Annotated in this window: 12 protein-coding genes; 8 read left to right on the forward strand and 4 right to left on the reverse strand. The window is 41.5% G+C overall.

Features of this window, described 5'->3' with window-relative positions:
* Positions 1–8 precede the first annotated feature (8 nt).
* Positions 9–767, reverse strand: a complete 759-nt coding sequence (locus MHH41_RS03775; protein WP_340865712.1) for a DUF817 domain-containing protein — start codon at positions 765–767, stop codon at positions 9–11.
* A 194-nt stretch (positions 768–961) separates the two neighbouring features.
* Here MHH41_RS03775 and MHH41_RS03780 point away from each other — a divergent pair, with 194 nt between their 5' ends.
* Complete coding sequence (locus tag MHH41_RS03780) at positions 962–1,465, forward strand: DoxX family protein (RefSeq protein ID WP_003214123.1); 504 nt, start codon at positions 962–964, stop codon at positions 1,463–1,465.
* 45 nt (positions 1,466–1,510) lie between these two features.
* Here the strand turns inward: MHH41_RS03780 and MHH41_RS03785 are convergent, their stop codons facing one another.
* The gene (locus tag MHH41_RS03785) at positions 1,511–2,098 is read right to left on the reverse strand and encodes a YjgB family protein (protein ID WP_050944802.1); all 588 of its coding nucleotides are present in this window, start codon (positions 2,096–2,098) and stop codon (positions 1,511–1,513) included.
* A 100-nt stretch (positions 2,099–2,198) separates the two neighbouring features.
* Positions 2,199–4,181 carry an LTA synthase family protein gene (locus tag MHH41_RS03790; RefSeq protein WP_050944801.1) on the reverse strand — a complete coding sequence of 661 codons (1,983 nt, stop codon included), beginning with the start codon at positions 4,179–4,181 and terminating at the stop codon, positions 2,199–2,201.
* Between the two features lie 579 nt (positions 4,182–4,760).
* Here MHH41_RS03790 and MHH41_RS03795 point away from each other — a divergent pair.
* The 7 genes from MHH41_RS03795 (at position 4,761) to MHH41_RS03825 (ending at position 13,258) form a co-directional block, all read left to right on the forward strand.
* A complete protein-coding gene (locus MHH41_RS03795) occupies positions 4,761–6,419 on the forward strand; it encodes a pyridoxal phosphate-dependent decarboxylase family protein (protein WP_050944800.1) in 1,659 nt (552 codons plus the stop codon).
* A gap of 31 nt (positions 6,420–6,450) precedes the next feature.
* The gene (locus MHH41_RS03800; protein WP_106033230.1) at positions 6,451–8,175 is read left to right on the forward strand and encodes a methyl-accepting chemotaxis protein; all 1,725 of its coding nucleotides are present in this window, start codon (positions 6,451–6,453) and stop codon (positions 8,173–8,175) included.
* Between the two features lie 131 nt (positions 8,176–8,306).
* Positions 8,307–8,693 (forward strand): DnaJ family domain-containing protein, encoded by a 387-nt coding sequence (locus MHH41_RS03805; RefSeq protein WP_340865714.1) that lies wholly within the window; start codon positions 8,307–8,309, stop codon positions 8,691–8,693.
* Positions 8,694–8,857: 164 nt separating this feature from the next.
* The gene (gene treP, locus MHH41_RS03810) at positions 8,858–10,294 is read left to right on the forward strand and encodes a PTS system trehalose-specific EIIBC component (RefSeq protein WP_050944797.1); all 1,437 of its coding nucleotides are present in this window, start codon (positions 8,858–8,860) and stop codon (positions 10,292–10,294) included.
* 15 nt (positions 10,295–10,309) lie between these two features.
* Positions 10,310–12,010 carry an alpha,alpha-phosphotrehalase gene (gene treC / locus MHH41_RS03815; RefSeq protein WP_340865715.1) on the forward strand — a complete coding sequence of 567 codons (1,701 nt, stop codon included), beginning with the start codon at positions 10,310–10,312 and terminating at the stop codon, positions 12,008–12,010.
* A gap of 19 nt (positions 12,011–12,029) precedes the next feature.
* Entirely contained in the window at positions 12,030–12,758 is a 729-nt protein-coding gene (gene treR / locus MHH41_RS03820) for a trehalose operon repressor (protein ID WP_044139741.1), read from the forward strand.
* 65 nt (positions 12,759–12,823) lie between these two features.
* Entirely contained in the window at positions 12,824–13,258 is a 435-nt protein-coding gene (locus MHH41_RS03825) for a hypothetical protein (RefSeq protein ID WP_050944795.1), read from the forward strand.
* A 55-nt stretch (positions 13,259–13,313) separates the two neighbouring features.
* Here MHH41_RS03825 and MHH41_RS03830 read toward each other — a convergent pair whose 3' ends face one another.
* Positions 13,314–17,603 (reverse strand): multifunctional 2',3'-cyclic-nucleotide 2'-phosphodiesterase/3'-nucleotidase/5'-nucleotidase, encoded by a 4,290-nt coding sequence (locus MHH41_RS03830; RefSeq protein WP_340865719.1) that lies wholly within the window; start codon positions 17,601–17,603, stop codon positions 13,314–13,316.
* Between the last annotated feature and the right edge of the window lie 219 nt (positions 17,604–17,822).

The raw sequence follows: 17,822 nt of genomic DNA on the forward strand, positions 1-17,822 counted from the left end.
CAGCCAGGTCAAATCGGCTGAACGTTTTTTTGTTTGCGCTGTTCGATGACGAGCACAATACTGATCACAACAAGTAAAAACCAAGAACTGATTTTCCCAAGATGGACGAGAGACCAAGCGTGCTGTTGATTTGGATATTGCCATGCCCCTAAAAAGGTGGTGACATTTTCGGCAATCCAAATAAAGAAACCAATCAGCAAGAAAGAGACGACAAGCGGCATTCGGAAGGTAGAAGAGCCAACCTGAAACGAGACGGACGTTTTTCGAAATACGACAACAAGCAGTAATGTCAGCCACCACCTGACATCATAGAGCCAGTGATGCGTAAAAAAATTGAGATAAATACACAAGCTAATCCCAATTGAAAGAAACGGATGGGGCCATGAACTGACCTGCACGTGAAGCCGGGACAGTGCCTGATAAATATAGCTTGCTACACTCGCATACATAAACCCGCTATAGAGCGGAACCCCAAATACCTTCATATAAGCCTCTTCAGGATAGGACCAAGAACCCATATGAACTTTATACAATTCTAAGCCAATACCTATTATGTGAAATAGACAGATCACCTTCAATTCATTCAATGTCTCCAGCCGAAGCGTCAACATGAGCATCTGGGCAAGAAGGCAAAGCAGTAGAATGAAATCATACCGGTGTAGAAAAGGAATCGTCACTATCTTTGATAGGGCAAGCGCTGCAAAGATCATGACGGGGAATAGACACGACATCGCCTGTAAGTAAGCAAACTGGAATAATGTTTTCATACAAAATGAAACCTCTTTTCATTGTCTGAAATGACTAAGACGGATTTAGCAAGGGAAAAGTTACCTCAACTAGATATTCATGAACAATTTGTGAATACGCATGTGAAAAAGATCACAAATTAGTTTTAACATAGTATAATAAGATCATAAAGAAAATGTGAAAAAATTCACATAAATTAAAGGGAGGCATCATCATGTTTACAAAATTCTTACAAACGAATGTATGGGCAGCGGTTATCCTTTTGGCAGCAAGACTTTATATCGGTTGGACTTGGCTCACATCTGGTATAGGAAAACTAACAGGCGGATTCGATGCATCAGGATATTTACAATTTGCGATAGCTGAACCTGTTGTCAAAGATGGAAACCTTGTGTATCCGTTCTATGTATGGTTTTTAGAAAATGTCGCTTTGCCGAATGCTGGACTATTCAGTGCCATGGTCATGTGGGGAGAAATTTTAGTAGGTCTAGGATTAATTGTTGGATTATTCACAACAACCGCAGCGTTTTTCGGAAGCATGATGAATGTCTCTTTCTTACTAGCTGGTACCGTCTCTGTCAACCCGCTTCTTCTGCTCATTGCCATCGTCATCATGGCTGCGAAAGGAAATGCAGGCAAATTTGGACTTGATTATGTCGCAGGTCCCGTCTTGAAACGAACTATGAAAAGAAAGCCGCATTTAGAAGTGGCTTCATAATAAAGAAAAAGCATCCTCAGCTTCTGCTCAGGATGCTTTTTTTATTTAGGAATCAGCTTTCACCAGATTAATATGCAGGACGGTGAGCTTCTGCTGATTTATATCTGGGTCATGGCCGGCGATAAATTCCAGCTCATAATCTCCAGTACGATACACGTATTTTTTCTCTTTTGTCTGTGGGATGGTGCTGACCGAATTGGCTTGTCCAAGTTGTTTCTTTAATAGGGAAGGGGTCATTCCGCCGATATTCGTTTCTTTTTCTACATTTGTACCGAAATAACGGATTTCGTCAATTTTGCCTTTTGCATCATAATGAAAAGCAAATCCCGGATTCCCCATTTCAGCATGATACAAATCAAAGCTGCTTTGACCTGTTTCTGGATATGGATTTCCTAGTTTATGATGGACATCCATCTTTGTTTGAACTCCAATTTTAAGACCTTTTGCATAATACGGCATTTGTCCTTTATGTGCCAGCTCATAAATGTTGTTTAGTGCGGTTTTCGGACCTTGAGGAACGGATTGTTCGACTGCTGTTTTGGTCATGGCGTGTGCTGAGACTGCAGGACTGAATCCAATGAGGCAGGACGTAGCGAGTGAAGCAGTCATGACAAAAGCGGTTGTTTTCTTCATGATAAAATCCCTCCTTCTTCTTTCTATACCCGGTGCAATAGGGGTCAAACGTAAAAAGAACCAGCTGATCATGGATCGGCTGGTTCTTAAAATAGGAAAGTTATTTTGATGAAGTGCCGGATTTATCTTTGGCGGAAGAGGAATCTTCTTCATCCTGTACTTTCTTTGTATAGTCATATTGATTGCGGTCAATCGGTGTAAAGCCTTTAGGCTTGTAGAAACGGAGTAAATCTTCGGTGACGATCTTATCAGATGTCTCAAGCATCTTTTTCACCGTTTCATTTTCTTGTGATGCCTTATCAGTCGGCTCGATTTTCTCGCCTGTTTTGTTGCTGTAATAGTTATTGCCTACTTTTGTGTAATCCTTAGAGACGAAGTCACCATTTCTAAATGGCACTAGCTCCTTGAAATTTTTTGATAAGATATCAGAACCAGACATTAAATAGTTCTTCGTATCATCACCAAGCAGGTGCAGAAGGGTTGGTGCGACATCGACTTCACCAGAGTATTTATGAATCTGTCCGCCTTTTACGCCTGGTACATGAATAAAGAGCGGTACGCGCATGAGTTGCGCATTTTCATAATCTCCGATTTTTTGTCCTGTCACTTTTTCCATCGCTTCATTGTGGTTTTCAGAAATGCCGTAATGGTCTCCGTACATAATGACGACTGTATTGTCATAGAGTCCAGACTTTTTCAGGTCGTTGAAGAACTGTTCAATCGCTTCATCTAAATAATGAGCCGATTGGAAATAGTTATTGACGACAGAGTCTCCGAAGTCACCAGGTTCAAAATCGGTATCCCCTTCATCCATTCCAAATGGGAAATGGTTCGATAACGTAATAAATTTCGAATAAAACGGCTGCTTCAAGTTTTCAAGCATTGGCATAGATTCTTTGAAGAATGGTTTGTCTTTCAGCCCATAGTTCTTCGTATCTTGCTCGTTCATATCGTAATACTCAGAATCGTAAAATCTGTCATATCCAAACGACTTAAACATTTCATTACGGTTCCAGAAGGTTTTTGTATTGCCGTGGAATTCTGCTGACGTGTATTGATCCTTCTTCAAAATGCCAGGAAGTGCTTGATACGTGTTTTGCGCTTTGTTAATAAAAACAGAGCCTTGGGATAATGGGAAGAGCCCAGTATCCATCATAAATTCAGCATCAGACGTCTTTCCTTGTCCTGTTTGATGGAAGAAGTTATCAAAGTAAAACGTTTTGTTGTTGTGTGCCAATGAATTAAGGAATGGCGTTACTTCTTTTCCGTTTACTTTGTAATCAATGACAAAGTTTTGCAGAGATTCAAGAGAAATCGTAATCACGTTCATGCCTTTCGCTTTCCCGTAATAAGCCGGGTTAGGATCAGCGCTGTTCGCTTTTAAATAGTTCTCTACATCTGTCACGTCATTTGAATTTGCCAGAGCGCGCTGGCTGTTTGATTTCACATTTTGAATGGCATCAAACACAGTAAAGTTATAAGCACCTAAATATTTCACTAAATAATTGCGGTCAAATGATCTTGATAAAAGCTCTGGACGATCAATCTCTGCAGCGACTAAATTCATCACAAAGATGACAACAGAGGACACAAGGACGAGTCTAAACGATTTTGACTTTTGAACAGGTACAGTAGCTGTACTTGTTTGCTGCTTCTTTTTCATGCGGACTGCGAGTACGATCAAAATGATGGTATCCATAAAGTAAAACATATCAGTCCAACGCATGAGTGAAAATGCACTATCACCTAATTGTCCGCCATTCGTTCCTGCCTGCATCACGGTAGGCAGCGTGATAAAGTCATTGAAGAATCGATAGTACACGATGTTTGCGTATAGTAAAAAAGACATGAAAAAATGAATCACAATGATAGCGGCAGGCTGCCATTTTTTCTTGAACAATAAAGCAAAGCCAAGAAAGAACAAGCTGGAGCTAATAGGATTCACGAAAAGCAAAATATGCTGAAGCACATTTGATATACCAAGTTTAAATTCAATTAAATACGCTGAATACGTTTTGAGCCACAGTAAAATGACTGCAATAACAAAGAAGCCGAGGCCTCGTTTTTGAATAAATGTTTTCATAAAAACACTCCTTTTCTCCGATACACGGAAGAGGCGGAACGAAAGAAAACGAACCATTAGAATATACCATGAAATGATCAAATAGAAAAGTGATAACCGGCGAAGAGTGTCTAGCAGCTCGTCCGCGCAATAAAAGGGTGGAAAACGAAAATATTCGCTCTTCGAAAAACTTTTTATGAAATTCATCCTATTATTAACAGAAAATTCAGCCGTTTTCCAGTTGCTATATCAATAAAACAGGCAAAAAGGCACGAGTCTAAAGAATTAATTTGGTTTCTACAATGATGATTTAGAGTGTATTTCCAGTGTTTCTTAATGTTTATGCAGGTTAAGTAAAAAAAATGAGAAGAAGAAAAGAGAAAGGATATGGATGAAATTTCCTAATATAAGATATATCGATATATTTTTTTGTTTCATCAATATAATGGTTTTTATGTGTTTTGTAAGGGTTTTATTTATTTTGATGAATGAACAAATTATCTAAATATACTTAAGTGAACATTTCGAGACTATAAACTTTTGAAATGGGGTCGATATAGACTTTGACAGGAAATCTTCCATTGAAAGGATTGATAGTATATGACTGTACGAGCAAACAACCTCGTTCAGAACTGGTTTCCGAGTGAGGACGGAAATGCAGCAGAGCGTAAAGAACTCATCAAATTGATGGAGCAGATTGTTTCAGGGGTCGATCACCTGAAAGATCCGAACCGTGCACACCTAAAGGGTGAAAAGAATCGCGAGGAGGATTTTTACCAAAAGCTCACTGAAACAAGTCAAATTCCGTTGAACGGCCAACAAGCGGAACTTGTGAATGAAGAATTACTGAAGCTTTTACATAACCATCCTTACCACACAAAGTATTTCTTCACGAACATTTTGCCAATGGCAAGTACACCAGGAATTCTAGGCATGCTGACGGCGATGCTGGTAAATGGAAACAACCTATGGGATGTTTATGGACCAGCAGGAGCGGAAGCTGAGGTCAGAGTGGTCTCAATGATGTCTAAGCTCATCGGATATGATCCAAGTGTGAGCGGGGGATATACAACATGGGGAGGTCAAGGAGCCATTTTCTCAGGACTGCGTTTAGCGATTGCAAAAGCTGCGCCGGAGTCACTGCGAAAAGGTGTTCCACAAAACCTTTATGCGTTTTGTTCTGATGCGGCACATTACAGCTTATTTAAGTCAATGGAAGCAACAGGACTTGGCACAGACAACTTGATCAGAATTAAAACGAATAAAGATCATTCGATGGATATGGAAGATTTGCGTTGTCAAATGGAACGTGTTGCACAAAATGGCGGAATTCCCGTTTATATTGTCGCAACAACCGGAACAACAGATGCCATTGCAATTGATGATGTAAAAGGGGTACGTGAAACAGCGGAAGCCATTGCTGAGGAGTATGGTCTAAAGGTGCCGCATATTCATGCGGATTCAGCGCTCGGTGGATTCTTTGCTTTCTTTAATGAGTATGATCTAGCTGAAAACCCGCTGCAATTCTCAGACGGTGTTCTTCGTATGCTAAAAGAAATCAAAGCGAAATTCCAGCATCTTTCTCTTGCTGACACGATGTGCTTTGACTTTCAAAAGCTCGGCCAAACACCTTACACATCTAGTTTATTCTTAGTGAAAAACGCGGCAGACCTAAAGCGTTTAGATCTGGAAGAACAAGAGACACCATACGTTGGTCATAGAGGCTACGGCGAATACCATACAGGTTATACGCTGGAATGCTCAAGAATGGGAAGCTCGATCAGTATGCTGAGTGTGCTGTTAACGTTTGGAGTTGAAGGCTACCAACGCTTGCTCGGTCAATTCTTAGAGGTGAACCTTGCCTTCAGAGAAGCACTCAGTCAAGAAATTCCGCAAGCAGAAGTCGTAAATGATGACAATGTCGGAATGGCTACATTATTTAGAATTTACCTAGACGGCTCACCGCGCTTTCAAGAAGAAATTTCAGGCGAAGCGACGGCAATGGAAATTGAGCGGAACAATGAATTGAACAAAATGCTGTTTGAAAAGCTTGGAGAAAAAAGAGACGAAATGTTCTTTGGGGATACAACGAAGTTTTTACTTGTAAATGCAAAAGAAGGACAAGAATTCTATCTAAGCGTTAGTAAGTTTTTTGTCATCTCACCTTATACGTTACCAGAGCATATCCCACATATCGTATCTTATTTAAAAGATGTGATCGCATCTGTTTGTGGACAATTTGAACATGTACATGCTTAAATCAAATCTGAGAGTGGAGATGTAGGAAAAAATGGCGAAACAAAGGAAATTTGGAGGATACACCATATCCTCTAAAATCATGTCAGTCGTTGTCGTAACATTACTCGCAACCGTTGCACTATTCGTTCTAACATTTTATCTAGTCAGCCAGGATTTATCATCCCAGTTATTAAAGCAATTTGATTATCGATTAACAACAGATGTTGATACAGCGAAGAAAGAGATCGATAATCTGGATGGGAACGTCCTTGGTATTAGCGGGAAAGATGACCCTCTTTATGTGGAGGTCAAAAAGAAATTCACAGAGCTTCAAAAAGATCATACGCTTGAGAACTTATACGTGCTATCTAATAAAGGCGGCAAAGAAAGAATTATTATATTAACCGGTGAAGAAAATGACTTTGATCAAGATTATGCTTTTTCAGATGAGATGAAACAAGCGCTCTCTGAAGATAAAATGGTCAAAAGTGATATTTATAAAGATTCATTTGGTACACATAAATCAGTCTTTTTGCCAATCAAGGATTCAGGCGGTGAGCTGACAGGGATTTTAGGCATTGATTTAGATGCGTCTGTCGTGCCTCAAACAACGCAGAAGTTGATGATCTATATCACAGTGGCATCTGCCATTGTGCTCATCGGTGGATTACTCTTCTCATTCTTTATGGGAAGAAGAATTGCGAAACCAGCACGTTCCTTGATGGAATCAGCAAACCGAATTGCTGACGGTGATTTAACTGGTATGGTAGAGGTTGAAAGTAAAGACGAGATCGGCCAGCTTGCCGCATCCTTCCAAAAGATGCAGGGGCGGATCAAAGAGCTTATTTCGAAAATCTCACACTCATCTAGTGAAGTGTCAAAAATGTCTTCACAGCTTCGTACAGTGACGACCGAATCAAGTCAAAGTGCGCAGCAAGTATCAGAAGCTATGACGAATATGAGTGAAGGAATCAATGATTCTGTCGCAAATATTACGGATTGTACTACATCCGTTGCAGAGATCGATACTCAAATCGAAGGCGTCACAAAAGAAGTCGATGAAATGAAATCTGTTTCATCTGACGTACAAGAGCAGTCAGAATCTGGTCAAACATTAGTGAACCATGTGCTAGATCATCTGAATATGCTTCATGACAAGATGACCAACTCAAAGCATGCAGCAGAAGAATTACAATCTCATTCAACGGAGATTGAAAGTGTCATCTCAATTATTACAGACATTTCGGCCCAAACGAATCTGCTTGCACTGAATGCTTCAATTGAAGCGGCACGTGTTGGAGAAGAAGGAAAAGGCTTTGCTGTTGTGGCAGATGAGGTGCGCAAGTTAGCTGAGCAATCAGCGGATGCGGCTAAAACTGTTTCAGACCTCGTCATCGGCACACAGGAAAACAGTCAGCGCGTTCTTGAAAGCGTAGAGGAAAGCAGTAAAGCAGTGGAAGAGGGACGCGTACAAATGGAAGGCACGTCACAAAATTTCGCTTTGATTTACGACGGTGTGTCTCAATTTGCAACAAGAACGAACAATTTGCTTGCTTCTATTAAGCAAGTAGAACGAGCATATCAAACGATTTCTACATCGATTGAGCAAATTTCTGTTGTATCGGAAGAACATGCAGCCAGCTCTCAAGAAGTAGCGGCAGCAACAGAACAGCAAAGTGCTGGCATGCAGCAAATTTCAAGTGCGATTGAACAGCTCTCTGATATGTCAGAGGACTTAGCACATATGGTTTCTACTTTCAAAATCGACAATAAATAACGAGAAAGGGCTAAAATGATCTTGATTTTAGCCCTTTGTCTTATGTTCAGCGTAGCTGATGCTGACTCTTGTGAGAGAGTCAGCTTTTTTGCTATGCTTAATCAAATCGTTTCAGACGAAAGGAGAACGCCATGGATTTTGCGCAGAGATTATCAGAAGAACGGATCAAAAAAGCGATGGATAACGGGGCTTTTGAAGGATTATCTGGCTTTGGCAAACCTCTACCTAAAGATGACGCTGCTCATGTGCCTGAAGAACTAAGAATGGGCTACCGGATGTTGAAAAATGCTGGCTTTGCTGGGGAAGAAACAGCACTGAAAAAAGAACTCATGACCGTCAAAGACCTACTTCACTCCAGTATAGACGGAGAGGAAAGAAAAAAGCTTTCTCTCATATGTGAAGAAAAACAAAAACGACTGGATGAACTCACATCTAAGCGCCAAACTTTTGCTCGTCCAGCCTCCTCCTTTTATAAAAACAGGGTCTACGAAAAATTAACGGAGCATAAAAAAAGATGATGACACGCAGCCTCTCCTGAGCACATTGAGGGGGCTTTTTTTATGAAAGCGCTACATTTTGTTATTGACTACATGTATATACAAATATAAAATAAGAATCAAACATGTATATACAAGTTTTTTGGTTCTTTTTTCTTATAAAAAACGATCTCGGAGGGGATAGCATGGCTGATTATCAGGCAGCAGCAGATCAGATTGTGAAAGCCATCGGCGGCAAAGAAAATATTGATCAAGCGACACATTGTGTGACAAGGCTGCGCTTTGTGCTGAAGGATGAAGGAAAGGTTGATGAGAAAGCACTTGAACAAATAGAAGAAGTGAAGGGATCTTTCTCAGCGAACGGTCAATACCAAGTGGTGATCGGCCAAGGGGTCGTCAATCGGGTATATGCCGAAATGGTGAAACAGACAGGGATTGGCGAAGCCTCAAAAGAGGACGTGAAGCGCGCCTCTGATCAAAAATTAAATCCATTGCAACGCGCTGTGAAAACGCTTGCGGATATCTTTATTCCGATTCTTCCTGCCATCGTCACAGCCGGTTTATTAATGGGGATTAATAATATTTTAACAGCTCCTGATATTTTCTTTGATCAAAAATCGATAGTCGATGTGTATCCGGCATGGGCTGATTTAGCGAATATGATCAACTTGATTGCAGGCACTGCCTTCACATTCCTGCCCGCATTAATCGGCTGGTCAGCCGTGAAGCGGTTTGGGGGAAATCCGCTTTTAGGGATGGTCCTTGGACTCATGCTCGTACACCCAGATTTATTAAATGCGTGGGGCTATGGAGCGGCTGAAAAGTCCGGTGAGATTCCAGTCTGGAATTTGTTTGGACTTGAAGTGCAAAAGGTAGGGTATCAAGGACAGGTTCTTCCGATACTCGTCGCCTCGTATTTACTAGCGAAGCTCGAATTGTTTATCACAAAACGGACACCTGAAAGCATTCAGCTATTAGTGGTTGCACCGATTACGTTATTAGTTATTGGCTTTTTATCCTTTATCGTCATTGGACCTATTACATTTGCAATCGGCAACGTGTTAACATCTGGACTTGTCGCTGTATTCCAGCAGTTCGCAGCACTTGGTGGTCTATTATACGGCGGTTTGTATGCGGCGTTAGTCATTACTGGAATGCATCATACGTTCCTCGCTGTTGATATTCAATTGATTAATTCAAAACTGCACGGCACGTTTCTATGGCCGATGCTCGCTCTGTCTAATATTGCACAAGGATCAGCCGCACTTGCAATGATGTTTGTTTTGAAAGATGAAAAGCAAAAGGGTCTCTCGCTCACATCAAGTATTTCTGCTTACTTAGGAATTACCGAACCAGCGATGTTTGGCGTCAACTTGCGCTACCGATTCCCATTTATTTTCGCACTCATTAGCTCTGGTTTAGCTGGTATGTTTATCGCCTCTCAAGGGGTGCTGGCAAGCTCAGTTGGTGTTGGGGGCATTCCGGGAATCTTCTCTATTATCCCGAAATATTGGGGCGCATTTGCGATAGGGATGGTCATTGTCCTCATCGTCCCATTCATCGGAACCCTTTTGTATGCAAAGCTGAAAAAGAAGAAAGATGTTTCACAAGAACTTAACTAGTGGTGGTGGATGAAATTGAAACAACAAACGAACGAACCGTGGTGGAAAAAAGCGGTGGTCTATCAAATTTATCCGAAGAGCTTTTTAGATACAACGGGCTCAGGTACAGGCGATATTAATGGTGTGACAAAAAAGCTCGATTATATCAAAGAGCTTGGGGCGGATTGTATTTGGCTCACGCCAATGTATGAGTCCCCGCAGCATGACAACGGCTATGATATTAGTGATTATACAAAAATCCATGACATGTACGGTACAATGGCAGATTTTGAACACATGCTGAAGGAAGCCCATGATCGAGGCATACGAGTCATCATGGATTTAGCCGTCAATCATACATCCATTTTCCATAAGTGGTTTCAAGCATCACGCGAGTCAAAGGATAATCCTTATCGAGATTATTATATTTGGAAGGAGCCCAAGGCGGACGGATCACCGCCGAATGATTGGCAGTCAAAATTCGGCGGTCCAGCCTGGGAGCTAGATGAAGAAACGGGAGAATATTATCTTCATTTATATGATGTCACCCAAGCGGATCTCAATTGGGAAAAGGATGAGGTGCGCAGGCAAGTATATGACATCATGCATTTTTGGTTTGAAAAAGGAATTGATGGATTCAGGCTGGATGTCATCAACAACATCTCAAAGGATCAACGCTTCTTAGATGACGCCGGACAATCTGTACAAGGAGACGGCCGGATGTATTATACGGATGGCCCAAGAATTCATGAATTTCTGCACGAAATGAACCAAGAGGTTTTTTCGAAATATGACAGCATGACCGTCGGAGAAATGTCTTCAACGAATATTGCAGACTGCATTCGGTATACAAGACCGGATCGGCAGGAGCTGGATATGACGTTTAATTTCCATCATTTAAAGGTCGATTATCCAAACGGAGAAAAATGGGCCCTCGCACCATTTGATTTTCAGGAATTGAAGTCGATTCTGTCTGAGTGGCAGACGAAAATGCATGAGGGCGGCGGCTGGAATGCGCTCTTCTGGTGCAATCATGATCAGCCGCGTATCGTCTCAAGATACGGTGATGATGAAACGTACCATCAGCAATCAGCGAAGATGCTGGCGACCACTATTCATCTCATGCAAGGGACTCCATATATTTATCAAGGTGAAGAGATTGGCATGAAGAATCCTCAGTTTGAGGACATCTCGTCTTACCGCGATATCGAATCACTCAATATGTATGAAGTAATGCTTGAAAAAGGGAAATCAAAGGAAGAAGCGCTCGCCATTTTACAGGTCAAGTCAAGAGATAATGCGAGAACACCGATGCAGTGGACCTCAGAAAAGAATGCAGGTTTTTCAAAAGGGACACCTTGGATTGAGCCAGCCAATAACGACATTTCGGTCGAAGCTTCGTTAAAGGACCCGTCGTCTATTTTCTATCATTATCAAGCCCTTTGCAGGCTGCGTAAAGAACTTGACGTGATCACATATGGAAGCTTCACCTTACTCTTAGCAGAAGATCCAAAGATTTTTGCTTATGTGAGAGAAAGCGGTGAGGAGAAGCTTCTTGTGATCAATCACTTTTATGCAGGAGAGACGGACTTTACGCTTCCTGATGAGCTTATGCAGGCTGTAGATGAGATGGAGGGGCAAGTGCTGTTATCCAATTATGAGGATGCACCGGCAGATATGAAGGGATTTACGTTGCGTCCATACGAGTCAATCGTTTATCATTTAACCAAACGCTAGAAAATGGGGCGGAGGGAAAATGAAAGAGAATAAGTTTCGAGTGATTTATGATCAGCTCGCAAAACGAATTGAACAAGGTGAATGGCAGGATAAAGGCATTCTGCCATCAGAGCATGAGCTGTCCTTGATGTATGACACATCCCGTGAGACGGTAAGAAAGGCATTAAATATCCTTGTGCAAAATGGCTATATCCAAAAAATCCGCGGCAAAGGCTCTGTCTTGCTGAATCGAGAGAAAATGCAATTCCCAGTCTCGGGTCTTGTCAGCTTTAAAGAACTTTCCCAAACGCTTGGCCGAAAGACCGTTACGACGGTTCACGAATTTGGTTTAATCAAACCGGATCAGTATATTCAGTCTCAGCTGAAAATTAATGGGCAGGAGGATGTCTGGGAAGTCATTCGATCTCGTAATATTAGCGGAGAAGAAGTGATTTTAGACAAGGATTACTTTTTGCAAAAGCATGTGTCGGTCTTGTCGAAGGACATATGCGAAGGATCCATCTACGAGTATATTGAAGGAGAGCTCGGTGTATCAATCAGCTATGCCCAAAAGGAATTTGTGGTAGAGCCATGTACAGAAGAGGACGCCAAGTATCTTGATTTGAACGGGTTTGATCATGTCGTCGTCGTGAAGAATTACGTGTTCTTAGAGGATACAAGTTTATTTCAATACACAGAAAGCCGTCACCGATTAGACCGCTTCAGATTCGTCGATTTTGCAAGAAGAGAAAAAGTGGACAGAGCATAGGCTCTGTCCTTTTCAGGTTTTGGGAGAAGTAGACGACGAATAGATCACCATTTTCAGGAGGAAAGATGATGAGATTAAATAGACCACTAAAATTAAGGGACTTAGAAATATTCAGCGTGATGAAAGATCATCAGATTTTATGTTATGTCATCATTGAAGATACGCGAAAACCGTTTACGGCAGAAGACAGAAAGCTAGAGCCATTATGTTATATGGATGAAGAAGATATACAAGCGATTTTGAATGTTTTTCATATTTCCATTATCAATGATGAAAAATTAAGTGAAGAGGATTTAACGATGGTAAAAGGTTTTTTTGCTGATTTAGTAAATAATACGAACTTAACGAATTTTATTACGAAAGATTATGTTTTAAAGGATTTATATGATGTCGATGCTGAAAATGACATGATGTTCTTTAATAGGATGCTTCGGCATATAGGGTCAGATGATGTGAAAGAATTTGACGACCGCAATTGGATCTATTTATCTCAAGATTGATATCTTATTCCAAGAAAAGAGGAAAAGGACAGAGCATGGGCTCTGTCCTTTTCCTTTAGGATGATACATTTTTTCTTGTACGCTTGCGCTGGTAGTAATATAGGATACCGCCAGCAGCGAGCATGAGCACGCCAATCAGTACAGCTGTATACATCATTGTGGCTGTATTCGGCAATGTGCCGCCAGGAAGGCCTGTTCCATCTTGGTTTGGATCTGTACCCGTGCCTCCGCCTGGTGCTGTTGTTCCGCCGTCTCCGCCAGTTTGATCTGGCGTTGTTCCAGCTGCCCCGCTTTGGTTAAGGACCGTGTATTCGCTGAAGTGCTCAGTTTGACCTGATACGACTCCGTTTTCAAATGATCCATTACTAGTTTTGGTGTAACGATTTTTCTTGCGATCCACATAATATACACTAGGTTTTTTCGCCTTTTGAGGCTCGTCTAGTGTAAAGGATAGTGTGACAGGGTCTTTAAAGGTCGAAACCTTTTTCCTGTCTTGTTTGATTTGGAAATCATACGTATCCGTTAATGCGTTTTTCACTTTATCCGTCTTTGTCATCCATATATCTGCGCTTTTCTCGGATAAATTCGAGAGCGGTAATACGAGTCCCACTTTGTCATGATAGATGGTGACGTTTGGATCTTGCTCTCTTTTTTTCAGCTCGGCTACTTGCGCTTTTGATAGAGACAATTGAACGTTTTTCACTTTGCTTGCTTTGTCTAAATAGAGCAATGCTTTGTTTGTATGCTGTACATACGTTTGGAATTTCTTATCATCTTGAATGTCATAAGCGCCTTTTCCTTTCGCACGAGGAAGGAACACTTCTTTCACCCTGTGATCGATAACAGGCGAAATTTGACCGTCTGCCTTTTCAATTTGCTCTTTGAAAATTTCATAGTCGACATACCCTAAGTCTTCACCGTGAGAGGCTTCTGTAAAGACGCTGTAGCCGTCGCCACCTGTGCCAACAAATGCGTTTGTGGCTACGCGGTATGTTTTCTCATCATCAATGTCTGTCAGTTGACCTTTTTGATCTTTCAGTTTCACATCAATCAGTCTGCTTCCAGCTGGTTTACTGAGTGTAAACGTATATTCAATGCCAGCTACATGAGGGAATGCGCCTCCACCTTCCTCAATGCCTAACAGCCCTTGTTCGAGAGCTTTCTTAATTTGACTGCCTTTTAAATCTGCGACATAAAGTGTATTTCCAAAAGGCATCACCGTTAAAATATCACCTAACGTGATATCACCTTTTTCGATGCTTCCACGAATACCGCCGCCGTTTGTGATGGCAAGGTCAGCTCCAGCAGATTCTTGCGCTTTCTGCAGCATGCCGTCAGCAATAAAGTTCCCAAGATTCGTTTCCTTCGCACGGACATGCTCACGTTGACCGTCTAAAAGGACATCTGTATGGCCGACTTTTTCTGTTTTTAAATCTTGAATATCTGCTTTGTATCCATCAAGGATCGCTTTTGCCTCTGCATCTTCTTTGACAGAGTCATTGATGGGAATCAGGTCAAAAGAAGATTCTTTTGGCTGGATGACACCTTTTTTGTCAAAGGCTACGTCTACTTTTCCTAAAAATTGTCCGTAATCTTTCACTTGAGCAACGATCGTAGGTTCTTTTTTCTTGACGACCTTTAATTTTTCTACAAGTGTGTGCGTATGACCGCCAATGATTAAATCAATCCCATCGACTTTTTGAGCGAGCTCAAGATCACGGTTGTAGCCAATGTGTGTTAACGCAATGATTTTATTGATTTTTTCTTCTGTTTGAATGGTGTTGACTGTTTCTTTTGCTTTCTTGTACGCATCTTTAAATTGAATGTTAGGACCGCTGCTGGAGGTAATGGCTGTGTCTTCAGTCGTTAAACCGAATACGGCCACCTTTTCACCGTTTACATCGAGCAGGATGTAAGGGTAAATCCCGGCTTCTTTTTTCTCACCAGCTTTAAATGAGGCTGGTTTTTTCACTAAGTCACTCAATTGTTTTTCCTTCGAGACATCCACGTTGGATGACACGACCGGGAATCGAGGCTTTTCAAATTGATGACGGTTTTTCGGATCGACATCTGATGCATCACCTGTCAGGAATTGACGGAGTACAGAAGGACCTTTGTCAAATTCATGATTACCAAACGTCATGGCATCGTATTTCATTAAGTTCATCAATTTCAGATCGGCAAGTCCTTGCCACTTTGTGAAGTACAGGTCACCAGAGAAGACATCTCCAGCGTCTAATAAAATATTGTTCTTATTTTCAGCACGGACTTCTTTGATCTTTGTTGCGCGTCTTGCCGCATCATCAAGGTGTGCGTGTGTATCGTTCGTATGCATCACTGTTAAATTCCAGTTGTCTGATGTAGGCGGTTCTGTTGTGCCATCGTCTTTAAAGGCTAGCTTGTACACACCAAGACCATCTGTGCTTGCGTTACGAATAAAGTCTACGCTGCTTGATTTTTCAGCAAACGGTTTCGCTAAAAGAGAAGATTCAAAAGTGACTGTTGCGCCTTTGATCGGTGCAATCGACCAGTTTTGATCTGCACTTGGGTTGATCGTTTTTTGTTCGATAATATAATCCATCAGTACTTGGCGGTTCTCATCTGCTGAGGCAAGCACTACTTTATCTTGCGTCAAATGAGGGAAGCCTCCGCCGCCAGAAGCACGATAGTTATTTGTTACGACTAAAAATTCTTGATTGTCAGAGACGGTTTTCCCGTTGTAAGACAGGTTTTTGATGCGGTTGGCATTGGCGTTGAGAAGTGTGCCTGTTGTGCTGTATTTAGCAGGCTGCGTCACATCGACTTGGTATGTCACGCCATCAATTACATCAAAGTTATATGAGCGGTATTCCTCGTTTAAAATCGGCTGTTCTTTTGCATCGTTCGGTTTGATCTGATTAAACTGGCCAGCAGACATTTCTAACCAGTCTTTCACTTCACTGCCTTTCAGTTTCACAATCTGCACAGTGTTATCGTAAAGGTAGAGATCGCCGATATTCTTAATCGCTAAATCTCCTTTTGCGATATTTGTATAATAGTTTACACCGTTTCGGCCGCCTGCTTTAAACGGAGCACCTGCAGATAAAATCGGTAAATTTTTATACGATGTGTCCTTCATTTTTTCTTGTGCATACCATTTTTGGGCATCTGTCACAATTTGAATCGAAGGGTCATCCATCACTTGAGCGAAAAAGCTATTAATGTCTGCTTCTGTTTTGCCAACAGGCTTTCTCACGTAATCAAGTGTGTTTTGATGCGTTGTTTGAATGGCGTCTTTTACGGTACTGTTTTGAGATGATACTCCGGCAACAGATTCGATCTTGCCTGTTCCGTCTGTGACCTTCCAGTTGCTGCCGTCAGGCTCTAGTGTTAAATCAATGACCCCGAGGTAGCTGCCCCAGTTTTTTGACATGACGACTGGGATGCCGTTGATGGTTCCTTTTGAGACATTGAATTTGTCGACGCCGTTATATTCAGCGCTTGGGAATGTGCCATGCTGGTGGCCTGATACAATGGCATCGATGCCTTTTGTTTTCGTGGCAAGGTCAAAGATCATATTTTCTGATCCTTTAGGTGAAGCGGTTTTTTCAATTCCTGTATGAGCAAGAGCGACAATGACATCTGCGCCTTTCTCTTTCATTTCAGGAATGGTTTCATTGGCAGATTCGACGATGTCCTGCACTTGGACTTGTCCATCTAAATGCTTCTTATCCCACGTCATAATTTGTGGTGGAACGAATCCTATGTAACCAACTTTCACAGTTTGTGAGGCTCCGTTTGCATCTTTAAAGGTTTTATCTTGGATCACATAAGGTGTAAAACGGTGTTCTCCATTTAGCTTTTTGACGTTCGCATTGACAATCGGGAAGTTGGCGCCCGCAATGGTACCGTCAAGGAAGGATAATCCGTAGTTAAATTCATGATTGCCAAGTGTTCCTGCATCGTATTTTAGCTTGTTGAGTGTATGAATAATAGGGTGAACCTTTGTTTGATTGATGATGCTGTCTTTCTCATGTTTGTAAACGTATTCTCCAAGAGGGGTTCCTTGAATCAAGTCTCCGTTATCCACAAGGAGTGTATTCGGGTTTTGTGATCGGTGCTTGTCGATCAGCTCGGCTGTTTTTGCCAAACCAAACTCATTTGTTTCTTTGTCGCTGTAATAATCATAATTCATCATGTTTGCATGAACATCGGTTGTGGCTAAGATGCTGACCTTTACGGCTTTGCCGTTTTCTGTTTCTGCATGAGTAGGTACTGCTGGGAGAATGAGACTAATCATCATAATGGAAGTGAGCAGAATAGACAGGTTTTTCCTTCGTTTAGACCTATGTGCTTGCTTCTTCACCTGATCTCCGCCTTTCTAATTTTTTTGACCACAATACCTATTGTAGAAATGTTTCGTTAACTTTTGTAGTTATTTTTTGCAGATTATTGTAAAGATAACATAAATCATACGAATTACCTTGTTGAGGTAATGTGAATGAGTCTAAATGCTTATTTTTATCATAAGGGGTTTTCTGATAGGGATAGGATGTTTGATTTCAACATGCCCGGGTATAGTGTG

The sequence above is a fragment of the Bacillus sp. FSL K6-1145 genome (genome assembly GCF_038003425.1).
GTDB lineage: Bacteria > Bacillota > Bacilli > Bacillales > Bacillaceae > Bacillus > Bacillus pumilus.